Source organism: Bradyrhizobium sp. USDA 4354 (genome assembly GCF_054060315.1).
Genome location: NZ_JBSSDC010000001.1, coordinates 3,736,488 through 3,760,336 on the forward strand (window position 1 = coordinate 3,736,488; position 23,849 = coordinate 3,760,336).

Consider the following 23,849-nt stretch of genomic DNA (forward strand, 5'->3'; position numbering starts at 1 on the left):
CTGACCAATATCGATCCAATCGGCTGATCAGGAATGGATCAAATTGCTCAATCGGCGTGCTACGTTCTCGCCGGGTTGGGTCGAAGGACCGGGAACGCGGTGCAGCAGAAAAGTCGGCACGGAGCGCTCCGCGCAATCGTTTCTGCCGTCGATCGGGTCAAGCCTCTCACAATACGGTAGCTCATTCAACGCGGATCCCGTTAGCTTATCGGGCATGATGGATGCAGACATTCTCAAGATCAGGCGTGAACCGGACCTCGTCGTCCTCACGATGAACCGGCCTCCCGCAAACGCCCTCAATTATGCGCTGATTGCGCGCTTGCTCGAAGAGATCAGGCGCCTGGAATCCGAGCCGGAACCGCCCGGCATCGTTCTGACCGGCGAGGGAGATCGCTTCTTCAGTGCTGGCGGCGATATTCGCGAAGTCACCGGGCTACAAGTCGCCGCGCCGCGCATTCGCTTTTTCCATGCAGTGTTGTGCGCGTTCGAGCGCTATCCGGGTCCCGTGGTCTGTGCTGTGCGCGGTTACGCGGTCGGTGGCGCCCTCGAATTTCTCCTGCATTCCGATCACGTGATTGCCGACCACAAGGCCCAGATCGGCTTTCCCGAGATCAATCACGGCCTTCTGCCGGTGGCCAAAGGCATGCGCCAGGCCGCGCTGCGGCTGGGAAAGCGGGCGGCGCAGGTCTTGCTCTATTCAGGAGTCCTCGTCGATGCAGGGAAAGCGATGCAGATCGGTGCCTTCGACGAAGTGGTTAACACCGACACCGTACTGAATCGCGCGATCGATGTCTGTCGGGACTTCCGAAGCAAGGACCCAAAACTTTTTGCGGCCATCAAGCGATCGTTGAATTTGACGGGCCAGCTAAGCGATGATCAGCTTGAACAGATGACGGTCGACGACCTCGGCCAATATCTCGACAACGACGACTCCGCGGATGCCCGCGCGCGGTTTCTCGCCAGGAAATGAAAGCAAGATGACGGACGATGCATCCGCAGACGCCCTGAAGCTCGAGCTCATGACGTTCGAGGAGGTGGCGGCTGCGTTGAGGGACGGCTTCGACACCGTGCTCGTGCCGTGCGGCGCGATCGAGCAGCATGGACCCCATCTGCCCCTGTGCATGGATGCCGATCATGCCGAGCATCTGGCAGTGTTGATCGCTCGAGACCTTGGCAAGACGCTCATTGCGCCGACCATCAAGGTTGGCTGCTCGTCGCATCACCTAGCGCTGTCAGGGACAATCTCCCTGCGCAACGAGACGTTCGAGGCGGTCTGCCAGGATTATTGCACCAGCCTCGCCCTGCACGGCTTCAGGCGCATTCTGTTGTTCTCGGGCCATATCGGCAATTTTCCCGTTCTGGCGGACATGCTGCCGCGCTTGCTCCGGGCAACCGACGGCCAGGCCCGCATCGCCGCCTATACGGACTCCCAAGCCTGGATCGGATGCTGGAGGCATGCCGTCCAGGCTGCCGGAGGCGATCCGGAGAATGTCGGTGGTCACGCGGATATTGCCGAAACGTCTCTGATGCTCAAGCTTCGGCCTGAGAGTGTCCGCTTCAATCGCTTCGTGCGCGGCCATCTCGGCGCATTGACACCCGATCAACTGGATCTGATGTGGAAGAACGGCATCGTGTCCGTGTCCAGAAACGGCATCGTTGGCGATCCGCATGGATCGACGGCCGCGATCGGAGAACAATGTTTGCATGATGTCGGCGGCCTTCTGGCGAATTTCTTCCGTACCATGGACTGAGACTTCCGCATCGCTCTTGCCGACATCGCATCAAGACCCCGCAACTACGTTTGCGGGGTTTTTCCGTTCCGAATCCGCAATGGCCGCGCATCACGCCGCGCTCCCTTTGTGCAGCAGGAAATAGGGAAATCCAGATCTCTCGGCGTCACCTTCGGGAGAAAATATCGTTCGACCTATGACAGACTCTTTGCATCAGAGGCGACGCGAAGGGAAACGATGCATGTCACTCAAGTTTGGATTGTGGTCGGAGCAGGAAACGCAGGTCGGACACAGCTATGCTCGCAGACTGCACGAACTTGTCGACGAAGCCAGGCTCGCCGAGAAGATGGGCTTCGACTTCGTCGCGCTGTCGGAGCAGCACGTTGCACTCGGTGGCATATCGAGTTCGGCCCCCGAAGTCGTCTTCGGTTATCTTGCGGCTGTTACCCAGCGGATTCGACTCCGCACTGCGGTGACCCTAATGCCTCAGCGCATCAACCATGCCCTGCGTTCGGCTGAGCGGCTCGCCGTCAGCGATATTCTGTCTCACGGGCGGATGGAAATGTATTGCGGCCGCGCGAACACGACGATCGCCATGCGCGCTTTCAACGTCGATCCCAAGGAAACCTTGCCGCAGATGGAAGAAGGCATGGCCCTGCTGCGTAAGGCGATGCGCGAGGACATCTTCACGTTCGATGGTCAGTATTATCAGGTGCCGCCGCGCATGCTGGTGCCGAAGCCAGTGCAAAAGCCATATCCCGTTATCGGCATTGCGGCGACGAGCGAGCGCAGCCACGCCTGGGCGGGCGCGGAAGGCCTGGCTCTCATGAGCGCCACGATTTACCAGGGTTTCGAGAATCAGCAGAAGCTGATCGATGCCTATCAGAAGGCCTGGAAGCGCGACGAGACCGGTCCTCTCGATCGCCCGCGCGTCGGCGTGCCGCTGTTCTTCGGCATCGGGAAGACCGATCAGGCCGCCAAGGACGACTACGCCGAAGCGCTGATGCACTACGCGCGCATCTCGACCGACGCCTATCCGCGTCTCGCCAAGCTCGCCGACGACTACTCCTATATGAGCGAGAGCGTGCCCGCGATGGAGCGTGCAGGCCGCGATTGGGACTATCTGCTCAATCATTCGGGCACCACGGTATGCGGCAGCCCCGATACCGTCATCCGCCAGATCGAGAAATTCCAGGCGATGGGCATCCAGGAGGTGCTGCTGCATCTCGACTCCGTGACTCACGAGAAGATCATGGAAGGCATCGAAATGGTCGGCCGCTACGTCATTCCGCACTTCAACGACCGCAACAACGTCGTTCGCCCGACCGACGAGATACTCGACAGGATCAGGGCGATGCGTCCGCAAAACGATTCGCCGGCGGCCAAGTCGGCCTGAGGAGACCGCCATGACGTCCTATAACTTCACGTATCTGCTCGTTGACAAGCGTCCCAGCGGCGTCGCCGTCGTGACGATGAACCGCCCCGAGCTCCTCAATGCCGTGAACTGGGAGATGCACCACGAGCTCGAGCGCGCCTTCGTCGACCTCGATTCCGACAAGGACGTCCGCGCCATCGTGCTGACCGGCGCGGGCCGCGGTTTCTGCTCGGGCGGCGACCAGAAGTCGCTCGACAAAGTCGCGATCCCGTCGCCGACGCGGGCCGGACGTCACCTGATCCGTAACATCCTGGAGGTCGAGGCGCCCGTCATCGCCGCCGTCAACGGCGCCGCGGTCGGGCTGGGAGCGACGCTCGCCCTGATGTGCGACGTGATCTTCGCCCATTCTAGCGCGCGCTTCGCCGATACCCACGTCACGGCGGGCGTCGTCGCCGGTGACGGCGGCGCCGTCATCTGGCCGCTCCTGATCGGGCCGGCGCGCGCCAAGCACTATCTGATGACGGGCGATTTCATCTCCGCCGAAAAGGCGGCGACGATGGGGATGATCAACGAGGTGGTGACCGAACGCGACGTCCGCGACCACGCGATCGAATATGCCGAAATGCTGGCGAGCGGTCCGCGCGAAGCGATTGCCTGGACGAAATACTCGGTCAACAAGATCATCAAGGAGTACACCCACCTGCTGCTCGACACGTCGATTGCGCTGGAAACGCTGACCTTTGCGAGCCCCGAGCGCCGCGAGGCCGTCGCTGCCTTCGCCGAGAAGCGCAAGCGTTTCGCGGAGAAGTGACGATGACAGAGCCAACGCGGACGTCTGGCGCCCAATATGCCGACGTGACGATCCCGAGCCTGCTGAGGGCCAGAAGCGTCGAGCGAGCCGGGGAGGTCGCATTCTGTCAGAAGCGAAACGGAGAATGGCTTCGCACCACCTGGCAGGACTACGCTTCGCTCGTCTGCCGCATCTCCGCCGCAATGAAGGCGGTTGGGCTCAATCGCGGAGACCGCGTCGCGATCATGGGGGACGTGTCGCAGGAGTGGCTCTTGGCCGACATGGCCACGATCTGCTCCGGCGCCGTGACGGTCGGCATATACTTTACCTCTTCGCCGGAGGAAGTCGACTACCACCTGCGGGATTCGGGGGCGCGAATTGCCTTTGTCGGCTGCGAGCTGCAGCTTCGCGCCTTTCTCTCCGGCAGCCAGGCGACCGCACTCGAGAAGATCATCATTATGGATCCCGGCTGGAGCGGGGCTTCGCCGGCAAGTAACGTCACGACGCTGGCGGACTTTATCCGCGGGGTCACGGTCGATGCCGGCACGGCGCTGGCCGAAGAAGCCGCTACTGCGAAGGCCTCCGACATCGCAACGATCGGCTACACCTCGGGAACGACGGGTTATCCCAAGGGAGCCATTCTGAGCCATACGGCTCTGCTTTCGGGGGCGCATACGAACATCACGTTCTGTCCACCGCTCGCAACGGAGCCGCAACGGGTTGCCGTGCATCTGCCGATGTCCCACACCGTCGCCCGCGCGCAAGCCACGACAATGCCGCTCATCACGCGCGTCGTACCCTATTTCGGCGAGACCACGGCCGAATTCGCCGCGACGATTCGCGAAGTGAAGCCGACCTTCTACATGGCGCCGCCGCGGTTCTACCAGCGCAATGCGGCGCAGATCCTCAGCAAGGTCCAGTCCGGATCGGCTCGGCTTCGCCAAGACTACAAGCACGCGATGCGGATTGCGAAGACGGTGCTCGCGCGTCGCCAGGCGTGCCGCGAAGCGAATCCCTTTCTCGACGGTCTGTTCGAGGTGTGCTGCGAGAAGGTGTTTCGTCCTCTGCTCGCCGAAGTAGGCTTCGATCAGCTCACCTATCCTTACACCGCCTCGGCGCCGATGCCGTCGGAAGTCATGACCCTGTGGCAGCTCTGGGGACTGAACCTCAAGGAGTGCTACGGCCAGACCGAAATGGTAGGCGGGAATCTCGGCCAGATGGCGGATTGGTCGAAGGCCGGCACTGTCGGCATTCCGGTTCAGGACCCGGCATGGGAAACCCGGGTTCTCGAAGACGGCGAAATGATCGTGCGCGGTCCGGGCCTCTTCAATGGCTATTGGAACAAGCCGGCGAAAACGCAATCCGCGCTGAGGAATGGATGGCTCTATACGGGGGACGTGGTCCAGGTTCAGCCTGATGGGGCCTTCAAGCTCGTCGATCGCAAGAAGGAGATCATCAACACCTCGGGCGGCAAATCGGTCAGCCCGACCCAGATCGAGAACGAACTGCGCCAGAGCCCTTATATCTCTGAAGCCGCTGTGATCGGCGAGGGCAAGAAGTACCTCACGGCCCTGATCGAAGTCGATGCCACAGCCGGCCTGGATTGGGCGCGCTCGCGCGATGATCGGGTGAAGGAATACAAGGACCTCGCCAAATCCGAGATTGTGATCCGCCTGATCGAGGGCGAAGTCGCAAAGGCCAACATGCGGCTCGCGCGCGTCGAGCAGATCAAGTCGTTCCGCATCCTGCCGGAAGAACTCTCGCCCGACACCGGCGTCATGACGCCGACGCGCAAGAAGCGCCGCAAGCCGCTGATGGAGCGGTACAAGTCGCTGATCGACACCCTCTACGACGATTCCGAAGAGCAGCTCATCAAGGATCAATTGTCGCCGGCGTCGAAGTCGCACGGGGGCAGTCCATGAAAATCAAGCACTTGTACCTGACGGCATCGAACCCCGGGGCCCTGGCGCAATTCTATCGCGAGATCGGCATGCCGGTTCGTTTCGCCGATGGCGAGCGATGGATACAGTTCGCAACGGATGGCGCCGCATTCTGCATCGCGGGTCTGGACGAATCGGCCGTGGAGCCGTCCTCGAATGCCGTTGTCGTCTTCGGAGTCGAGAAGCTTGAAGGCGCGCTGGCCAAAGCCGTCGACGCGGGCGGGACGAACATCTCGGGCATCCGCGACATGGGCAGCCACGGCCGTGCGGCGCAGATCCGCGATCCCCAGAACAACCTGATCCAGTTCTTCGAGCGGGCCAAAGCATGAGCGAGGTCGCTGTTGCCGCTCGCCTGGAACCGTGTACCAAAGCCGGAAGAGACGCCATGACTGCCGAAGCCAATTTCGACCCGAACAATCTCGTCGACAGCCCATCGTTCAAGCGGGCGCTGAGAAGCGTGGCTGGCGCGGTGTCGATCGTGACGTCCGGATCTTATCCGTCGCGCCGCGGTCTGACTGTCACCGCCGCCTGTTCGCTGTCCATCGAGCCTTCGACGGTCCTCGTCTGCATCAACAAATCGGCAGGGGCGCACGACACGATTGTCAAGACGCGCTCGTTCGGCTGGAACCTGTTGTCCTCCTGTCATGTGCCGCTCGCCCAGAAGTTCGCCGGGCTTGACGGCAGCAAAGGCGACATCCGCTTCGTTGACGAGGAATGGCGCTCGCTCAGAACTGGCGCGCCCATTCTGATCGGTGCGCTTTGCAGCTTCGACTGCCGCGTCATCGGGGTGCATCCGACCGGCACGCACACGGTCTTTGTCGGGGCGGTGCTGGCCGAACAGCATCGCGACGATCTCGAGCCCCTTGTCTACAGGCACGGGCAATTTGCCGTGCCCGCCAGTCTCGATCCCGCCGGCGCGGAAAAGGCGACCTGAATTATGCACGCTTTGCTTCTCTCATAGACGGAGACCTCGATGACCAGCCTCAAGGAACCACTGATCAACCGACGTGTGGCGATGAAAGGCGCTGTCGGGCTCGCGGCTGCGACGATGGCGCCCTGGGTTCGCGCGGCAGTGCCGCCGCCCGTCAAGGTTGGTGCGATCATGCCGAGTAGCGGCATACTTGCGTTCCCCGGCCAGTCTTGCGTGCGTGGCATCGATCTCGGCGCCAAATTTGCTAGGGAGCGTTATGGCGTCGATATGACCGTCGTCCACGCGGACACGCAGAGCAAGCCGGAGAACGGCAGGATCGCAGCCGATTCTTTGATCCAGCAAGGATGCAACGTCCTGATCGGTGCGTGGGACTCCGGCGCGACCATATCGGCCCTGCAGGCCGCGGAAGCGGCAAAGGTGCCCATGGTCGTGCACATCGCGAGCGCCAACCAGGTCACCTCGCAGGGCTTCACGCAGGTGTTTCGCTTCTATCCGCCCGCCGCGACGATCGTCCGCCAGTCGCTCGCCGAAATGAAAGCGCTGGTCATGAGCGTCAACGATCCTCCAAAGGGCGCTGTCATCCTGCATCTGAGCAACACGATGGGAACGTCGACGGCGACCAGCCTCGACGCGGCTTGGAAGGAACTCGACCTGCCGGTCAAGCTTCTCGAATATATTCCCTACGACGAGAAGGCACGCGACCTCTCGGTCGAGGTGGCGAAAGCGAAGGCATCCGGCGCCGATGCCCTAGTCTCAGTCACCCGCGTCAACGACGCTATCATGATCATCCGGGAGTGCATCAAACAGGCCTGGAATCCGAAGCTGATCTTCTCGCCGAACGGCAATGGCGTGCCGGACAAGGCATTCTACGACGCGCTCGGAAAGTATGCTGATGGCGCGATGTCCTCGAACCTCTGGTACAATCCGAAGGGCGAAGATGCGCGGACGATCGTGGATCGGTTCCAGTCCACCTATGCCAACGAATGGATGGATGCCAATTCGGGATGCGCGTTCGAGGCGGTCCAGATCGTGGCCGACGCGGTCGTGCGCGCCAAATCGGCGGTCTCGTCCGAGATTCACGCCGCGCTGAAGGCGACGGACCTGAAGCCCGTCCTCATGTACAGCGGTCCGATCAGGTTCGATGCCACTGGGCAGAACACCGGGGCAGCCGTGACCGTGTTGCAGGCAAAGGAATCGAAGCCGCACGTAGTCGGGCCCGATGGCATAGCCGAGTACAAGGCGCAGTATCCCCTCGTGCCGTTCGAGAAGCGCTAGATGCTGACATTGTGGGGCAATGTCCTTGCAAGCGGGATCCTCATGGGTCTCGTTTACGGCATCATCGCGCTGGGGCTGACGATCATCTTCGGCGTCATCCGCATCGTCAATTTTGCGCACGGTGCGATGGTCGTGTTCGGCCTCTATGTCGGCTATTGCGCCGGAGCCTGGTGGGGGATTCCGACGATCGTCGCGGCCGTCGGCGCCGGCGCTCTGCTGTTCGTGTTCGGCTACGGGCTCGAGACGTTGGTGGTGAAGCGGTTCGTCACGCGGCCGCACCATATCCAGTTCATTTTGTTCATCGGCATTTCGCTGGCCCTCAGCGGAGCGCAGCTGATCGCGTTCGGGCCCGACCCGCGCCCCTCGGTCTCGCACCTCTCCTTCGAGACCGTCGCCCTTGGGCCGATTCGGCTAGACCTTGCCAGGCTGCAGGCGGCAACGGTTGCGGCAGTGATGATCCTGGCGCTCGCCGCGTTTCTTAAATACTCGACGTTCGGTCGGTTCATCCGTGCCGCCGCCGACAACCGGCTGGGCGGCCTGATGGTCGGGCTGCCGATCCCGAAGATCTACGCCATGACGTTTGGCATCGGCGCGGCCTGCGCGGGCGTTGCTGGTGCGCTGATATCGCCCTTGTTCGATGCCCAGCCGTTCCTCGCCGTCGATTTCACGCTGCTGGCGTTCGTCACGGTAATCGTCGGCGGTCTCGGAAGCTTCGTGGGAGCTCTCGTTGGCGGGCTGACCATCGGTCTCACGGAAGCAGTTGCGGCGCTGTTGTTTGCCCCCTCGCTGAAGTCCGCGTTGTCTTATGGTCTGCTGATGATTGTCCTGATCGTGCGTCCAAGAGGGTTCTTCGGTGCAAAAGAATCGTAATGCCTTACCGGATCGTGGTGCAGTTCTCGGCTGTCTGGCCGCCTTCGCCGTCCTGGCGATGCTCGGCGGCGTGTTGAACCCCTATCTGATCTCGCTGCTGACGATCGTGTTTCTGTTCACCTTCATCGGTCAGTCGTGGAGCATCATGCTGGGGCTCGGCGGTCAGCTCTCGATTGGTCACGCGCTGTTCGTCGGCATCGGCGCCTACTCGGTCGCGGTCCTCAACATCCGCTACGGTCTGAGCCCGTGGCTCGGATTGGTCGTCGGCATGGCGCTGGCAGCCATTGTCGGCGCGACGCTGGCCTGGTTGAGCTTTCGCTTTGAGGTCCGTGGCATCTATTTCGCGCTGCTGACAATCGCCGCGGCCGAGTTTGCCCGCGTCGTGTTCAGCGGCTGGGAATTCGTCGGAGCCATGCAAGGCTTGTTCTTCCCGGCGCAATCCGGGCCGAACTCGTTCTGGATGCTGCGTGGTGATGCGCGCTTCTACTATTTCGTTTCGCTTGCCGCAGTTTTGCTCGGCGTCAGCGCCACGGCGCTCATTCGCCAATCCTTCCTCGGTTATGTGTGGCGCGCGATGCGCGGCGACGAGGACGCCTCACGCGCGCTCGGTGTGCGGACGTTCCTGCACAAGATCCTCGTCGTCTCGTTCTCCGGCGCCTGGGCCGCGATCGGTGGGGGACTGCTCGCGCTGGTTCAAGGCTCGGTATTTCCGGATTCGATCATGGGCATGGGCATCTCGGTCGACATCCTGGTCGGTCCCATCGTCGGCGGGCTCGGAACGGCGTTCGGGCCGCTGATCGGGACTCTCATCACGCTGCCGCTGGATCATCTCGCGAGCGCGATCGGCAACAAGTTCGGAATTCCGGGTCTCAACAACGTCGGCTACGGCCTCGCCCTGATTGCCGCCGTCTGGCTGCTGCCGGATGGGATCTGGCCAGCGATTGTCAATTCGGCCAAATCCATCACCAAGGTTTCCTGGTTTGGCAACCTTCAGAGGAGCATGTCAAGAAGTGGCTGATCTTCTCGAACTCGACGGCGTCTCGCGCCGGTTTGGCGGATTGCTTGCCGTCGACAATGTGAGCTTCCGCCTGAAAGGCGAAGGCATCACCGCGCTGGTCGGACCGAACGGCGCCGGCAAGACGACATGCTTCAATCTCATTGCCGGCGCTCTCCCCCCGACGCAAGGGTCGATCAGGTTCGGGGGCGAGATCATCTCCGGCTTTCCGGCAGAGGACATATGCCGGCTCGGCATCGGCCGTACCTTCCAGGTCGTCCGGCCAATGCGCGACATGACCGTTCTCGAGAATGTCATGATCGGTGCGTTCAGCTGGACCCGAAAGGTGGGTGAGGCGAGGGACGCAGCGCGCGAAGCGCTTGACATGGTGGGGCTCGGACCGAAGGCCGAGGCCGCCATCAGCAAGCTGACGCTCCCCGACCGCAAGATGCTCGAGACTGCCAAGGCGCTATCGACCCGGCCACGCCTGCTTCTGCTCGACGAAGTGATGGCCGGGCTGCGGCCTCCTGAGGCCGCGGCTGTGGTCGCGGTGCTCAGGCGTCTGGCCGAGAGGGGATTGTCGATCCTGCTCGTCGAGCACGTCATGCGCATCGTGATGGAAGCCGCCGAGCACGTTATCGTTCTCCATCATGGCGCGAAGATCGCCGAAGGCACGCCACGATACATCGTCAGCCATCCGGAAGTTATCGCCGGATATCTCGGGGAGGGGTTCCGTGCCTAACGAGCCGCTTCTCACGGTACAGTCCCTTACAGTGGGTTATGGTGGATCCACGGCCCTCAACGGCGTATCGCTCAGCATCTATCCGGAGGAGCTGCTGAGCGTCATCGGCGCAAACGGCGCCGGCAAGACTTCTCTTATTCGGTCGATCGCCGGCGTCGTCCAGCCCCTGGATGGCGAGATACGTTGGCGCGGCATCAATATTGCGGGTTTTCCACCATGGGAGATCTGCGAACTCGGTATCGCGCAGGTACCCGAAGGTCGCGAGCTGTTTCGTAATTTATCGGTCGAGGAGAATCTGCTGATCGGCGGCTCGCTCAAGCGGGCAAGAGCTCGCAGATCGGGCAACATGCAGCAGGTTTATGGGCTCTTCCCGCGGCTCCTGGAAAGGCGGCTGCAGGCCGCGGGCACACTGTCGGGCGGCGAGCAGCAGATGCTGGCGATCGGACGCGCCATTATGGCCGAACCCGAACTCATCATGCTCGACGAACCGTCCATCGGGCTTTCGCCATCGCTGACTCGGGCAATGTTCGATATTGTCAAAATGCTGCACGCCAAGAAGACCACCATCCTGCTGGTCGAGCAGAACGTCGCGGACTCGCTTTCGATCGGCGATCGTGGCTACGTGCTGGAGAACGGACATGTTGTACTCGAAGGCACGGGTGCCGCTCTGCTCACCAACCAGGATGTCCGCCGCGCCTATCTGGGGCTGTGAGAGCGACTTGCGCTGTCGTCAGTTCGTCGCCGAGATGCCACTGATCTTTCGATCGGCCAGATACCGGCGGGGGCTCTTGCCCAGGGCCTTCTTGAACATCGTGATGAAGGCGCTTGGCGTCTCATAGCCGAGATCTTGTGAGACAGTCTGAACCGATATTCCAGCCGAAAGCCGTTGGAGTGCGACCAGAATATGCAGACGCTGGCGCCAGCGGCCAAATGTCAATCCTGTCTGCTTCTGAATGAGACGCGCCAGGGTCCTTTCGCTCATCGCGTATCGCTCCGCCCATTCATCGAGCGTGCTGCGGTCACCGGGATCGCGCAGGAGAGCCGCGGCGAGTTGCTGCAGGCGGATGTCGCGCGAAATCGGCAGATACATCTGCTCGGAATCCATCTGCACTAATTCGTCGAGCAAGACCTGGGCGAGCCGGCTCGTCGGTCCGCCCACAGGATATAGCGGAGGGAACGAGGCAAGCCTGTCGATCAGCTCACGCACAAGGGGCGAGATCGTGAACGTGCAGCATTCGGCCGGCAGCTTCATTGCGCGGGGGTCGATGAAGACGCAGTAGATCTTGCCGAAGGATGAGACGCAATTGCTGTGCTGGACGCCTCCCGGGATCCACACCGCACCCTGCGGTGGAACAATCCAGAGACCGTCCGGCGCCCGGCACATGACCGAGCCGCGAGAGGCTACGACCAACTGCCCCTTCTGATGCGCGTGCATCGGCAATTCGTCATCGTTCTGCCGGGTCTCAATGCAGACGGAGATAACCGGGCGGTCGAGAAAGTCGGGATCGATCGGCGTGTAGTTGATCCGCAGATCTGGCAGCTGCATCATCCGCAGGCCTGCATCGGCCCGTGGAAACCGTGCCTGCATTTCAGGTGGGCGGTACACGATCTTGCTCCGATGATTGGGTCGGCTCGTTGAACTTGGGCGATTTACCTGCCTTGTCGTGAGACGGCCACCAAATATAGCGGCTCTCGTTCGGGTCCGCCAAGGACAAATCGCCCCTCTTCGTGAATCACGGCATGATCTGCCGCCGCCAACGCGATTCACGGCAGAGACTGCGATAGTAGACAGTGGAGGGCTGCTTTCAGCAGAAACTGCTTACGCCAGGGATGGTATCACAGCATTTGCCCGCAGGGTCTGTTTAGCGACTGTGGTGTTGGTGGTCGAAATTGATGGAGGTAGCGAACCTTGAGGCGCGTGATCCTAACCGCTCAGGAGATTGAGTTCGCGTTCGCCTGCAGAACATTCGTGCTCGAGATGGATCCGCGCGCTGGGAATCAGATCATCATTGAAGGCGATGCGCTGGCCGTTCCGAATTCAGGGAAAATACGGCGCGCGTTTCTTAATCATGGTCTTGCAAGATTGCTGCGTGTTTTCAACAGAGCGATCGAGCAAAGGGCGATCCCGCTGGAACAAGTTCCCGGACTTCTCTCCAATCTGGCTCTCTTCAATGAGAAAATTCTGAACGCGTTCGAAGCATTTCCCGAGCACTGACGAACAACGAGATCTGACATCTTGCCGTCTGGCCAGGGTTCGTCCATTTGCAAGGCGCGCCGTCAGGTAAGCGAGGAAGGAACTGCGCGGATCGGTTGGCTAATCCGTGCTGCCGGCCGGAGACTAGAGTCGGGATCGGCCCGCAGCTTGCGCGAATGGCTGGCGCGGTCTGCCCAGAGGCTGAAGATCTCAACAAATAAGACGCCTGCGATTGCCTGCGCCGACCCGAGGAGTCGTCCCGATTTTCCGCGCTTTCTGTGTGTTTCAATCGGAGGTGACGAGGCGCTAGGCGCACTGCGCGGACGAGCAAGTAAAGATGGTTGCCGATTTTGAACCTGCCTAGTAGTCGCAGTTGACCCAGTAAAGTCAGAGTAGCGCGTGTTGTTGAGCGAGCAAAACGGACGTTTAGCTTCCGCTCTCAATAGACGTTCGACTACCACGATACGCGTGGCTTTCGTTTCTTTGGCCGACCGGAACGATGTAGACCCCGTACTTCCTGTTGTTGAAAAAGCTCCGCGCAGACGCCACGCAACCATTGGCTTGCCGGGTCGTGATGGAAGCGGGCGTGCCAATATTGCTTCACCGTGAAGCCGGCGATCGCCAGCGGGCAATCGAGCACGCGCAGTCCGTAATAATGAGCCAATGTTTCGCCGATGTGCCTTGGAAGGGTGGCGATCAGGTCAGTCGTCCCGACGATTGCGGGTAACCCCAAAAAGCCCGGTAGCTCAAGCGCGACGTCAAGTACCATCCGCTGCTCTTGTAGCGCAGCCGCGAGCAACGATGTCCGGTGCCGGAGCGAATGAGGACGTGCGCCTCACGCCTGAAATCCTTTGTGGCGATGCGGTCGCGGATCCGGGCATGTTTTGCGTTCGCCAGGCAGACCCAATCCTGCGGAAACAGCGCCTGCTGGAAGTGTCCCGCGTCGAGATCCGAGATGTAGCCGAGCGCCAGATCCGCCTCGCCGGATTGCAGCATCCGTGGGGTGTCCGCGCCGATCTGTGTCGCCTCGATACGAACGCCAGGGGCAACGCGGCGGACGTGAGCGAGAATGGACGGAAGCAGCGTGACGTGGCTTCCATCCGTCATGCAGATGGTAAAACGGCGTTTTGCGGTTGTCGGATCGAAATCCGTGCGAAGCTCGGCCAGGCGACGAAGCATTTCCAACGCCTGCCTCGCCGTGCCGATGAGTGCCTCGGCGCGCGGCGTCGGCAGCATCCCCTCCGCTGACCGGATGAAGAGCGGATCGTCCAGTTCCCGTCGCAGGCGGGCCAGCCAGATCGAAATGGTCGGCTGACTCTGACCGAGTTTCTCGGCTGCCTTGGTGACGCTGCCCGTGGTGAACAATGCGTCGAACAACCTGAGCAGGCGCGGGTCCAGCAGATTCGTCTCGGTGTGATCCGGATGTATCATTGCAATTCACAATAATGGCTATAAGGATCATAGCATATCTTAATGTCGACCAGCCTGCTACCACGCGACCAACGCCAAGAAAGGCGCTGGGAGAAGCGTTCGGATGAGGATCTGCTTTATCGGAGCGGGGGCCCTGGGCTCGACCATTGGCGGCACACTGGCGCGTGGTGGAGCCGAGGTCTGGCTGATTGATCCGTTCCAGGCCCATGTTGACGCGATCAACGCCCGCGGGCTTCACATTCTCGAAGGTGGCGCCGAGGCCGTCGTGAAGGTCACTGCCTGCACGTCCGCGGCCCAGGTCGGCATTGAGGCGGACCTCGTCATTGTCCTCGTCAAATCTTACCACACGCGAGACGCCATCCGCGCCGCTGCGCCGATCATCGGGCCGCAGACTGTCGTGATGTCGCTTCAAAACGGCCTTGGTCACGAGGACATCCTGTCGGAGGAAGTCGGTCGCGACCGGGTTATGGCGGGCAAGACCTATGTTGGCGGCGTGCTGCTCGGCCCTGGTCATGTTCGCTCGGGCGTCATCGGCAAGGAAACCATCATCGGCGAACTTGATGGGCGCTTGACGGGACGCGCACGGCGAATCTCCGAGACGTTCAACCGTGCCGGCATTCTCACGCTGCTCAGCGACAACATCTTGGGCACGATGTGGGACAAGCTGTTCATCAACGTCGCCGGTGGCGGAATCACCGCCGTGACCGGGCTGACTTACGGCGGTCTCTATTCGCTGCCGATACTGGAAGATTGCGCGCTGGCCGCGATCTCGGAGGGCATCGCGGTGGCGCAAGCTGCTGGCGTCAAGATCTCGATTGCCGATCCGCGCCTTGCCTGGACGATGGCGTCTGCCGGACTGCCGCCTGAATTCAAAACGTCGATGTTGCAGAGCCTGCAGTCCGGCAATCTGACCGAGGTCGAATACATTCACGGCTCGGTCGTGCGTTGGGGCGCCAAGTTCAATGTCCCGACCCCCGTCAATTCCACCCTCGTCGCACTGGTCAAGGGCCTCGAATACGCCCGCAGCGATTATCCAGGAAAGGCCTGAGACGATGTCGCTACCGCGAGCCTATGTCGAACACGTCGCGATCCGCGTGCCGGACGTTGATCGTCACGTCGACTTCTTTTGCGAGGTGCTTGGCCTTGCCATTCGCGACGAGCAACCCGCCGATGGTGCGCGCCCGCGTCAGGTATGGGTGCTCGGAAGCGTGCAGCTCATCGAGGACCCGAATTTCGTCGGACCGGAGGGGCGCCTCGCGCATCTCGGCATCATGGTCGACGATTACGAAGGTGTGCTCGCCCGTGCTGCCGCATGGGGCGCCAAAGCACTGCCGGCCGGGCCGAACTGGCTCGAGCTGCCGGGCGGCCTCAACGTCGAAATCTTGCAAGCCAGTGCGGGTGCCGTGGAAGCGGCGCTGGCCATCAATCCACGGGCCTAAGGAACACGCGACATGACGGACGAGCGCTATTGGGACGATGCCAAGGTCGGTGACGAATGCGTCACCCCCACAGTGACGGTCACCGAAGCGATGGTGAATGCCTATGCCGAATTGACGGGTGATTTTACGCCGGTCCATGTCGACGAGGAGTACGCCAAGTCCACACCATTTGGCACGCGCGTCGCGCACGGGCTGTTTGGTCTGTCGCTGGCCGACGGTTTGAAGACGCGTGCCGACTACCGCTTCCTTCCGGGAATGTCGTTAGGCTGGACGTGGGATTTCAAGCTGCCGATCAAACTCGGCGACACCGTGCATGTGAAGTTCCGCGTCGGCTCAATGCGCACGACGAAGCGTGATGGGTGGGGCATCGTGGTGCTGCCCTCGGAGCTGATCAACCAGCGCGGCGAGGTCGTGCAGCTGGGCGAGCACCGGCTGATGATTCCGATGCGGCCGAAGACCAGCGTCGCGGGAGATCAGGCATGACCGCGCAAGATCTGCCGCTCAAAGGGATTCGCGTCATCGACTACAGCCATTTTTTGGCGGGACCGTTCATGGGCCGCTGCTTAGCTGCGATGGGTGCGGAAGTCATCAAGGTGGAGCGCCCGAAGGCGGGCGATGCGGGCCGCGCCCATGGCTATTTCAAGGACGGACAATCCGGCTACTTCCTGCAGCAGAACATGGGCAAGCAGGGGTTGTGCATCGACCTGCGCGACAAGCGCGGTCTCGACATGATGATGAAGCTGGTCGATACGGCCGATGTCTTCATCGAGAACTACCGCCCCGGCGCACTCGAGCGTCTCGGGCTCGGTTACAAGGCGCTTTCGGCGCGCAGTCCCGGACTGATCTACTGTTCGGTCTCCGCCTATGGCCACACCGGTCCATATGCCGACCGTCCGGGCTTCGGCCTGATCGCAGAGGCGATGTCGGGCGCTCTGGCGCAACTGGGCAATCCCGGCGAGGCGCCGCCGCTGCTGCGCATGCCTCTTGCCGATATGTACACCGGCATCCACGGTGTGGCTGCCATCAATGCCGCGCTGGTCGGCCGCGCGTCGTCCGGACGCGGCCAGCATATCGATCTGGCGCTGTACGATTGCATGGTCTCGATGCACGACTATGCGGTCCAGCGCTACTTCCTCTCCGGCGGGAGCGACCTGCCGAAGCAGACTGGAAGCGGACAGCCGGACTCGACCGTCTACGGCGTCTTTCCGGCAAAGGACGGCAATCTTGTCATCGCAGCGCAAGTTGATGATGCGTGGCGACGATTGGCGAGCCTGATCGGGGGAGACAATTTGGCATCCGACGAACGCTTCACCACGCCTGCTGCGCGCAACGTCCATTATGCTGAAGCGATGGAGATTGTGCGCACTTGGACGCTGTCGCAACCCTCTCGGGATGCCTGTCTTGCGGCACTCGACGGAGCAGGCGTGCCGTCCGCTCCCGTGCAGACCATCGAAGAGGTCGTGAAGGATCCGCAGATCCACGCGCGCGGCATGCTGGTCGAACAGGAGCATCCCGTGCTCGGCAAGGTGACGCTACCGAACCTGCCCTTCCGCTTCTCCGACTGCGACACCACGGTGCGCACGCCGGCGCCGCTGCTCGGCCAGGACAATCGCCGCATTGCTGAGTCGCTGGGACTGTCGGTCGAACTCGTCGAGGCGATGGTGCGCGACAAGGTCCTCTACAACGAAGTCGCAGTGCAGGAGTGAGCGATGAGCGACCGCTATGCGGTGATCGGCAATCCGATCGGCTTCAGCAAATCACCTCTCATCCATGGCACATTCGCCAGAATGACAGGACAGGACCTTGTCTATGAGGCGATCGAGGGTTCCCTCGATGGCTTCAGCGAACGGGTTGATCAATTCCGCACAGAGGGCGCCAAGGGGCTGAACATCACCGCCCCGTTCAAGCTCGATGCTTTCGACTACGCAAACGAGCTTTCAGAGAGCGCCGACCGGGCCGGAGCCGTAAACTGCCTGAAGTTCGATGGCGATCGGATCATTGGCGAGAATTTCGACGGAATCGGCCTTGTGCGCGACATCACCGTCAATCTCGGCGTCCAAATGGCCGGCCGGCGCGTCCTGATGCTCGGCGCCGGGGGCGCAGCGCGCGGCGCGCTGCTGCCGTTCCTGCGCCAGGAGCCGTCCGAGCTGGTTCTCGTCAACCGGACCTTATCCAAGGCCGTGGCATTGGCCGAAGAGTTTGCCGGTTGTGGTCCCCTGATCGTCAGCGGCTATGCCGAGCTGGCCGATCTTGCCGAAGGCTATGATATCGTGGTCAACGCGACATCGGCCAGCCTGCGAGGTGAGATGCCGCCGCTTCCCGGCAATGTCTTCCGCGGTGCGGAGTTGGCGTACGAGCTCGCCTACGGCAAAGGGCTGACTCCATTTCTGCAAGCGGCTCGCGCCGAAGGCGTAGCCAAGCTGGCCGACGGCGTCGGCATGTTGGTGGAGCAGGCGGCCGAAGCTTTTTCCTGGTGGCGCGGCGTTCGACCGAGCACGGCTCAGGTCATCGCCGAGCTGACTGTTCCTTTGAGCTGACCGGCGATGCCGAACATGCATCAGAAGTCCAGCTTTCTCGTCGGTCTGATCGGCAGCGGCATCGCGGCCTCCCGCACCCCGCCCATGCACGAAGCGGCCGCTGAGGCCGCCGGCATCCGCTATCTCTACAAGAAGATCGATCTGGCAGAGTTGAAGCTCGGTGTGGACGCATTGCCGGAATTGCTCACGGCGGCAAGGCGAATGGGCTTTGACGGGCTGAACGTGACCCATCCTTGCAAGCAGGCGATCCTCCCGCTCCTGGACGAGCTTTCGCCCGACGCGGAGGCGCTCGGTGCCGTGAACACCGTGGTCGTCAGGAATGGCCGAATGACCGGGCACAACACCGACTGGTTCGGCTTCGCCGAGAACTTTCGCCGCAACATGCAAGGTGCACCGCTTGGTAGCGTCGTCCAATTCGGCGCCGGCGGCGCCGGCGTGGCGGTCGCGTTCGCGCTGATGAAGCTCGGCGTGCAGGAATTGACCATTATCGACATCGACGTGGCCAAGGCGCACAGCGTGGTCGACGGCTTATCGCCGCGATTTGCAGAAGGGCGTTTGAAGGTCGGCCAGGATGTCGCGGCCGCCGTTGCCGCCGCAGACGGAATTGTCAACGCGACGCCGATCGGTATGGACAAATATCCGGGCACGCCGCTGCCGACGGCCCTGCTACGACCCGATCTGTGGGTCGCCGAGATCGTTTACTTCCCGCTGGAAACCGCACTGCTGCGCGCGGCGCACGCTCTCGGCTGCCGCGCCGTCGATGGCGGTGGCATGGCGATCTTCCAGGGGACCGAAGCATTTCGCCTGTTCACGGGCATCGCACCTGATCCGGACGTTTTCTTCGCCACTTTTACATCCCTGGGAGGGTGACACCCGGCCGATGGGCGAGCGGTACGCACAACGCCCGAGAGGAAACGCAAGATGGGCTATACGCTCGATTTCTCGGTGGTTTGGCAGGCGATGCCTGCACTGTTGTGGGGGTGCGTGGGTACATTGGGTCTGGCGCTTGCCGGCATGACTCTCGCGATGATGATCGGTGTCGCCGGGGTCGCGGCACGCGATTCGAGGGCGACCTGGTTGCGTGCTCTCGTGATCGGCTTCGTCGAGGTCGTGCGCAATACGCCGTTCCTGGTGCAGATCTTCTTTCTGTTCTTCGCCTTGCCGCTCGTCGGATTGAAACTCAATCCGACGGCCACCGCCATTATCGCGCTCGGTGTCAATGGCGGCGCCTACGCCATCGAGATCATCCGCGGCGGGGGTGCAGTCCATTCATAAAGGACAGGTGGAAGCCGGCTACGCCCTCGGACTGCACAAAGGGCAGGTGTTCCGGTTCATTGTGCTCAAGCCCGCGCTTCGCGCGATCTACCCCTCGCTGACGGGGCAGTTCATCATGCTGACGCTGACCTCGTCGATCTGTTCGGCAGTATCGGCCTACGAATTGACATCGGTTGCGCAGCGCATCGAAAGCGATACGTTCCGCAGCTTCGAGGTCTACTTCTTCGTCACTTTCCTCTACCTCGCGATCTCCTGGCTGTTGATGCTGGGCTTCGCGGTCGTCTCTCACCGCTTCTTCTCTTATCCGACACGCTGAGGGAGCGACCATGACACCGCATTTTGGTCTTCCTGAATTTGGCTTTCTGTTGCGTGGGTTGCAATGGACGATGCTGCTGACGTTGGTCGCTTTTGTGGGCGGCTGCACGGCGGGGCTCGCTGTCGCATTGCTGCGCACCTGCGGTCATAGGGGCGTGGAATGGATCACCCGCATCTACATCGGGATATTTCAGGGCACTCCGCTGCTGCTGCAGCTCTTCGTCGTGTATTACGGATTGGCGCTCACCGGGCTGAAGCTCGACGCCTTCGTGGCGGTGGCGATCGGCTTCACCGTGAATGCCTCGGCCTTCCTTGGTGAGATCTGGCGCGGAGCGATACAGGCCGTGCCGCGTGGCCAGACCGAGGCCGCAATGGCACTTGGACTGCACTATTCGTCTCGCATGCGCGACATCGTGCTGCCGCAAGCAATCCGTATCTCGCTGCCCGCCACCATCGGCTATCTCGTGCAGCTCATCAAGGGCACGTCGCTCGCCGCCATCGTTGGTTTCATCGAACTCGCTCGCGCCGGTCAGATCGTATCGAACCAGACCTTCCAGCCTTTGCTGGTCTTCGGCGTGGTTGGCGCGATGTACTTCATCCTCTGCTGGCCACTGTCGTGGTGGGGCAGCCGGATGGAGGCCAGGCTCGCCCTGGCCAGTCAAAGGTAGGAACGGCGCACCTACTAATCACAAACAGCCATCACAAGGAGGAGATACTCATGTTGTTTTCACCCAACCGTCGCCAGCTCGGCATCGCGCTGCTGGCATTGGCGGCTATCGCCATCGCAGGCAAATCGCAGGCCGGCACGTTGGAAGATGTGAAGAAGAAGGGCGTCGTCGTCATCGGCATTCAGGGCGACAATCCCCCCTGGGGCTATGTCGACAGTTCGGGAAAGCAGGACGGCATCGATGCCGACATGGGGCGCGCCTTCGCCGAATATCTCGGCGTGAAAGCCGAGTTCGTCCCGCTGGCGGTGGCCAATCGTATTCCGGCGCTGACCACAGGCCGGGTCGACATTCTGTTCGCAACCATGGCCATGCTGCCCGAGCGTGCGAAGGCGGTGCAGTATTCCAGACCCTACGTCGCCAACGAGATTACACTGGTCGCAGCCAAGGCAACGCCGATCAACAGCAATGCCGAGATGAGCAAATTCGTCATCGGCGTTCCGGCGGTCCTCCACGCAGGATACTCAGGTGACCAACAACGCTCCGTCCGGGACCGAAATCCGCAGATTCGACGATGACGCCGCCACCATCCAGGCGCTGCTCTCTGGCCAAGTCCAGGCAGTCGGCGCGAATCTGTTTTATCCGCAGCGCCTCAACGCCGCAAAGCCGGAACTGGGGTTCGAGCCCAAGCTTCACTTTACCGCTCTGTACAACGGCGCCTGCACGCGCCTCGGAGAGAAGGAGTGGAACGAGACGGCCAACAAGTTCATCGACCAGATCAAGTCGAACGGCAAGTTGGCCAGTTTCTACGCCAAATGGATGAAGGTCCCGGTCCCCGTCTTCCCGGACTCCCTTCCCGGCGTTCCCTTCACCGTCCAGTAGCGACTGCGAGCGGCCGACGCGACCCGCGTTGGCCGCCGCCCACCGGCGGAGACCCAGCATGCAGAACCAGATCCTGATCGAAATGAAGGGCGTGCAGAAGTGGTACGGCGGGTACCAAGCTCTCCGCAACGTTGATCTCACTGTGCGCAGAGGTGAAAAGATCGTGCTCTGCGGTCCATCCGGTTCAGGCAAGTCGACACTGATCCGCTGTATCAACCGCCTCGAGCCGATCCAGCAGGGCAGTATCGTGGTGAACGGCCATCGGCTGGACAACAGCATCAAGGCGATCGACATCGTACGTCAGGATGTCGGCATGGTCTTTCAGAGCTTCAACCTTTTCCCCCATATGACGGTCCTGCGGAATTGCACGCTCGCGCCCATTCGCGCGCGCCGGGCCAGCAAGAGTGAGGCGGAGGCGACCGCGCGAAAATATCTCGAGCGCGTGCGCATCGGTGATCAGGCCGAGAAGTATCCGGCGCAACTTTCCGGCGGGCAGCAACAGCGCGTCGCGATTGCGCGGGCGCTGTGCATGCAGCCCAAGGTGATGCTGTTTGATGAACCGACATCGGCTCTCGACCCTGAGATGGTCAAGGAAGTGCTCGATACGATGATCGGCCTCGCCAACGACGGCATGACCATGATTTGCGTTACCCACGAGATGGGCTTTGCCCGCCAGGTTGCCGATCGCGTCATCTTCATGGCTGAAGGGCAGATCGTCGAAGAAGGCGCGCCCGACGCCTTCTTCCGCAATCCACAGCACGCCCGCACAAGGCAGTTCCTTGGCGAGATCCTTGCCCATCACTGAACGGAGCTTCTTCCATGAGTCGTCTTGTTTATCTCCTGAACGGGCCGAATCTCAATTTGCTTGGCAAGCGCCAGCCCCACATCTACGGCTACGAGACGCTTGCGGATGTGGAGCGGGATTGTCGAACCTTGGCCGAGGAGCTTGGCCTGGAGATTCGCTTCCATCAATCCAACCGAGAGTACGAGCTGATCGACTGGATCCACGAGGCGCGCGAGACGGCTGCCGGTATCGTGGTGAATCCAGCGGCGTTCACCCATACGTCGGTCGCCATCCTGGATGCTTTGAACACGTTCGAGGGGACAGTGATCGAGGTGCACATCTCGAACGTGCACAAGCGCGAGGAATTCCGCCACCACTCTTTTGTCTCCAAACGGGCAGATGGCGTCATCGCAGGCTTCGGCACCCAGGGTTATCTGCTCGGCTTGCGTCGTGTGGCCAAGCTGCTTGATCAGAAGAAGGGGTAGCATCGGATGGCGGACCGCTCCGAACTCGTGCTGGACCTCGTAGTCGAGCGCGTGAGCCCCATCCCGATCCAGTCCGGGCGCACATGACTTATCTAGCCGCAGCGATTCGGGAAGGCCGCGTTGATCCGAGCGACGACGCGGGTATGGAGCGCTTTGTCCTTGAAGAGCCGGCGGCGACGCCATAAGCCGTGGGCATCTCGCTCACACGACCCAACCTTAGTATGCGTCGCTATGACCGAGCGGACGCGCGTAGCTTCGATACACCGGATGCATCGGCTCTTCGCGCAGTCGTCCAGAGCGTCGCGGCCGTGCGGGTCGATCCGGAGTCGCGCTGGTCCGAGTAGCGCGTGTTCGGATATCAGGCAGTGCATTCACTATGATCGTGCGGCGAGTGCCGACTTTCAGTCGGACAAAGCCCAGTGGTGCGGCTCCAGAACCGGATTGTTCGGCTCGGCGGTTCGATTCACTTCCTGGCTTACGCATTTAGGCGTTCGACCCGCCAGCGCTGTGCGGGCGCACCAAATTGTCTGTCCAGGCCTCGGCAATGTGAGGCAGAGACAAAGTTGGCCTTTGGTCGAGGAGGAGTTCGAGCACCCGAGGTGGAGTTAATGGCAGCTCCCGGACCGGCTTTCCAATTGCGTTGGCGACGGCACATGCGACGGCGGCTGCGACATCCAGGATCGGCACCTCGCCGGCGCCCTTCGTCCCTAGCGGCCCAATTGACGGCGCACCTTCGTACGGGTTGATCTCGACCGGCACGACATCGAGGGCCAGCGGCACGCGGTAGGTCTGAAGAAGAAGCCGTGGTTGGCGAGATCAATGACCGTTTTCTGAAACCGATCGAACGCGACGCTCGCGAGATCGGAGCCGACATCTCGCGGCCGACGAAAGGCGTTCGGTCCCCTTGCTCGATCCCGCCGGAGTCGAGTTGATCCTGGCCGTTGCGAGTGATCTCGGCTGCAAGGCCATGACAGTCAGGACCGGCAAGGGGGCACGATGCTCTGGCGATTCAGAAACGCATCCCGACGTCGCTCATATTCGTGCCGAGCCAGAGTGGGCTCGGCCACAATCCGCGTGAATTCACGACACCCGAAGCTCTCGACAAGGGGTATGCCGTGCTGGTCGAGACGTTGTGGCGCATGGTCACCGCCGCCTAGCGAGTCAAGATCGATCCGCGCCGATTCCACGCTCACCA

General features: G+C 61.7%; 24 protein-coding genes and 3 pseudogenes. 25 read left to right on the forward strand and 2 right to left on the reverse strand.

The window, feature by feature from the left end:
- The first annotated feature begins 214 nt into the window (after positions 1-214).
- From ACVIIV_RS17055 to ACVIIV_RS17110, 12 genes are all read left to right on the forward strand, one after another.
- Positions 215-970, forward strand: coding sequence for an enoyl-CoA hydratase/isomerase family protein (locus ACVIIV_RS17055; protein WP_456745183.1), 756 nt, complete (start codon positions 215-217; stop codon positions 968-970).
- 49 nt (positions 971-1,019) lie between these two features.
- Entirely contained in the window at positions 1,020-1,751 is a 732-nt protein-coding gene (locus ACVIIV_RS17060) for a creatininase family protein (protein ID WP_456748755.1), read from the forward strand.
- Between the two features lie 220 nt (positions 1,752-1,971).
- Positions 1,972-3,126 carry an LLM class flavin-dependent oxidoreductase gene (locus ACVIIV_RS17065; RefSeq protein ID WP_036041881.1) on the forward strand — a complete coding sequence of 385 codons (1,155 nt, stop codon included), beginning with the start codon at positions 1,972-1,974 and terminating at the stop codon, positions 3,124-3,126.
- A 10-nt stretch (positions 3,127-3,136) separates the two neighbouring features.
- Positions 3,137-3,916 (forward strand): enoyl-CoA hydratase/isomerase family protein, encoded by a 780-nt coding sequence (locus ACVIIV_RS17070; protein WP_456745184.1) that lies wholly within the window; start codon positions 3,137-3,139, stop codon positions 3,914-3,916.
- Positions 3,917-3,918: 2 nt separating this feature from the next.
- Entirely contained in the window at positions 3,919-5,817 is a 1,899-nt protein-coding gene (locus ACVIIV_RS17075; protein ID WP_456745185.1) for an AMP-dependent synthetase/ligase, read from the forward strand.
- The gene (locus tag ACVIIV_RS17080) at positions 5,814-6,164 is read left to right on the forward strand and encodes a VOC family protein (RefSeq protein WP_456745186.1); all 351 of its coding nucleotides are present in this window, start codon (positions 5,814-5,816) and stop codon (positions 6,162-6,164) included. The genes ACVIIV_RS17075 and ACVIIV_RS17080 overlap by 4 nt, the downstream gene beginning before the upstream one ends.
- Before the next feature lie 56 nt (positions 6,165-6,220).
- Positions 6,221-6,769: a flavin reductase family protein gene (locus ACVIIV_RS17085; protein ID WP_456745187.1), complete on the forward strand. Its 549-nt coding sequence runs from the start codon at positions 6,221-6,223 to the stop codon at positions 6,767-6,769.
- Between the two features lie 39 nt (positions 6,770-6,808).
- Complete coding sequence (locus tag ACVIIV_RS17090; protein ID WP_456745188.1) at positions 6,809-8,041, forward strand: ABC transporter substrate-binding protein; 1,233 nt, start codon at positions 6,809-6,811, stop codon at positions 8,039-8,041.
- Positions 8,042-8,911, forward strand: a complete 870-nt coding sequence (locus ACVIIV_RS17095) for a branched-chain amino acid ABC transporter permease (protein WP_456745189.1) — start codon at positions 8,042-8,044, stop codon at positions 8,909-8,911. It abuts the gene before it with no gap.
- Positions 8,895-9,929, forward strand: a complete 1,035-nt coding sequence (locus ACVIIV_RS17100; protein ID WP_456745190.1) for a branched-chain amino acid ABC transporter permease — start codon at positions 8,895-8,897, stop codon at positions 9,927-9,929. Before ACVIIV_RS17095 ends, ACVIIV_RS17100 begins: the two co-directional genes overlap by 17 nt.
- Positions 9,922-10,647, forward strand: coding sequence for an ABC transporter ATP-binding protein (locus ACVIIV_RS17105; RefSeq protein ID WP_456745191.1), 726 nt, complete (start codon positions 9,922-9,924; stop codon positions 10,645-10,647). Before ACVIIV_RS17100 ends, ACVIIV_RS17105 begins: the two co-directional genes overlap by 8 nt.
- Positions 10,640-11,359 carry an ABC transporter ATP-binding protein gene (locus ACVIIV_RS17110; protein ID WP_456745192.1) on the forward strand — a complete coding sequence of 240 codons (720 nt, stop codon included), beginning with the start codon at positions 10,640-10,642 and terminating at the stop codon, positions 11,357-11,359. The genes ACVIIV_RS17105 and ACVIIV_RS17110 overlap by 8 nt, the downstream gene beginning before the upstream one ends.
- Positions 11,360-11,377: 18 nt before the next feature.
- On the opposite strand, the gene ACVIIV_RS17115 is transcribed toward ACVIIV_RS17110, so the two are convergent.
- A complete protein-coding gene (locus ACVIIV_RS17115) occupies positions 11,378-12,193 on the reverse strand; it encodes an AraC family transcriptional regulator (RefSeq protein WP_456748756.1) in 816 nt (271 codons plus the stop codon).
- A 363-nt stretch (positions 12,194-12,556) separates the two neighbouring features.
- On the opposite strand from ACVIIV_RS17115, the gene ACVIIV_RS17120 reads away from it, so the two are divergent.
- Entirely contained in the window at positions 12,557-12,862 is a 306-nt protein-coding gene (locus ACVIIV_RS17120) for a hypothetical protein (protein ID WP_456745193.1), read from the forward strand.
- Between the two features lie 433 nt (positions 12,863-13,295).
- On the opposite strand, the pseudogene ACVIIV_RS17125 reads toward ACVIIV_RS17120, so the two are convergent.
- A pseudogene (locus ACVIIV_RS17125) lies at positions 13,296-14,272 on the reverse strand (LysR family transcriptional regulator).
- A gap of 103 nt (positions 14,273-14,375) precedes the next feature.
- On the opposite strand from ACVIIV_RS17125, the gene ACVIIV_RS17130 reads away from it, so the two are divergent.
- The 12 genes and pseudogenes from ACVIIV_RS17130 (at position 14,376) to ACVIIV_RS17185 (ending at position 23,811) form a co-directional block, all read left to right on the forward strand.
- On the forward strand, positions 14,376-15,320 hold the full coding sequence (locus ACVIIV_RS17130) for a ketopantoate reductase family protein (protein ID WP_456745194.1): 945 nt from the start codon (positions 14,376-14,378) through the stop codon (positions 15,318-15,320).
- A 4-nt stretch (positions 15,321-15,324) separates the two neighbouring features.
- Positions 15,325-15,711, forward strand: a complete 387-nt coding sequence (locus ACVIIV_RS17135; protein WP_456745195.1) for a VOC family protein — start codon at positions 15,325-15,327, stop codon at positions 15,709-15,711.
- Between the two features lie 12 nt (positions 15,712-15,723).
- On the forward strand, positions 15,724-16,194 hold the full coding sequence (locus ACVIIV_RS17140; RefSeq protein ID WP_456745196.1) for a MaoC family dehydratase: 471 nt from the start codon (positions 15,724-15,726) through the stop codon (positions 16,192-16,194).
- Positions 16,191-17,417 (forward strand): CaiB/BaiF CoA transferase family protein, encoded by a 1,227-nt coding sequence (locus ACVIIV_RS17145; RefSeq protein ID WP_456745197.1) that lies wholly within the window; start codon positions 16,191-16,193, stop codon positions 17,415-17,417. The genes ACVIIV_RS17140 and ACVIIV_RS17145 overlap by 4 nt, the downstream gene beginning before the upstream one ends.
- A gap of 3 nt (positions 17,418-17,420) precedes the next feature.
- The gene (aroE, locus tag ACVIIV_RS17150; RefSeq protein ID WP_456745198.1) at positions 17,421-18,248 is read left to right on the forward strand and encodes a shikimate dehydrogenase; all 828 of its coding nucleotides are present in this window, start codon (positions 17,421-17,423) and stop codon (positions 18,246-18,248) included.
- Positions 18,249-18,263: 15 nt separating this feature from the next.
- Entirely contained in the window at positions 18,264-19,118 is an 855-nt protein-coding gene (locus ACVIIV_RS17155; protein ID WP_456745199.1) for a shikimate dehydrogenase, read from the forward strand.
- A 51-nt stretch (positions 19,119-19,169) separates the two neighbouring features.
- A pseudogene (locus ACVIIV_RS17160) lies at positions 19,170-19,839 on the forward strand (amino acid ABC transporter permease).
- A gap of 10 nt (positions 19,840-19,849) precedes the next feature.
- Positions 19,850-20,506, forward strand: coding sequence for an amino acid ABC transporter permease (locus tag ACVIIV_RS17165; protein WP_456745200.1), 657 nt, complete (start codon positions 19,850-19,852; stop codon positions 20,504-20,506).
- Between the two features lie 50 nt (positions 20,507-20,556).
- Positions 20,557-21,385: pseudogene (locus tag ACVIIV_RS17170) on the forward strand (transporter substrate-binding domain-containing protein).
- A 58-nt stretch (positions 21,386-21,443) separates the two neighbouring features.
- Complete coding sequence (locus ACVIIV_RS17175) at positions 21,444-22,190, forward strand: amino acid ABC transporter ATP-binding protein (RefSeq protein ID WP_456745201.1); 747 nt, start codon at positions 21,444-21,446, stop codon at positions 22,188-22,190.
- Positions 22,191-22,204: 14 nt separating this feature from the next.
- On the forward strand, positions 22,205-22,654 hold the full coding sequence (gene aroQ / locus ACVIIV_RS17180; protein ID WP_456745202.1) for a type II 3-dehydroquinate dehydratase: 450 nt from the start codon (positions 22,205-22,207) through the stop codon (positions 22,652-22,654).
- A 1,001-nt stretch (positions 22,655-23,655) separates the two neighbouring features.
- Positions 23,656-23,811, forward strand: a complete 156-nt coding sequence (locus tag ACVIIV_RS17185) for a hypothetical protein (protein WP_456748757.1) — start codon at positions 23,656-23,658, stop codon at positions 23,809-23,811.
- Positions 23,812-23,849: the final 38 nt, after the last annotated feature.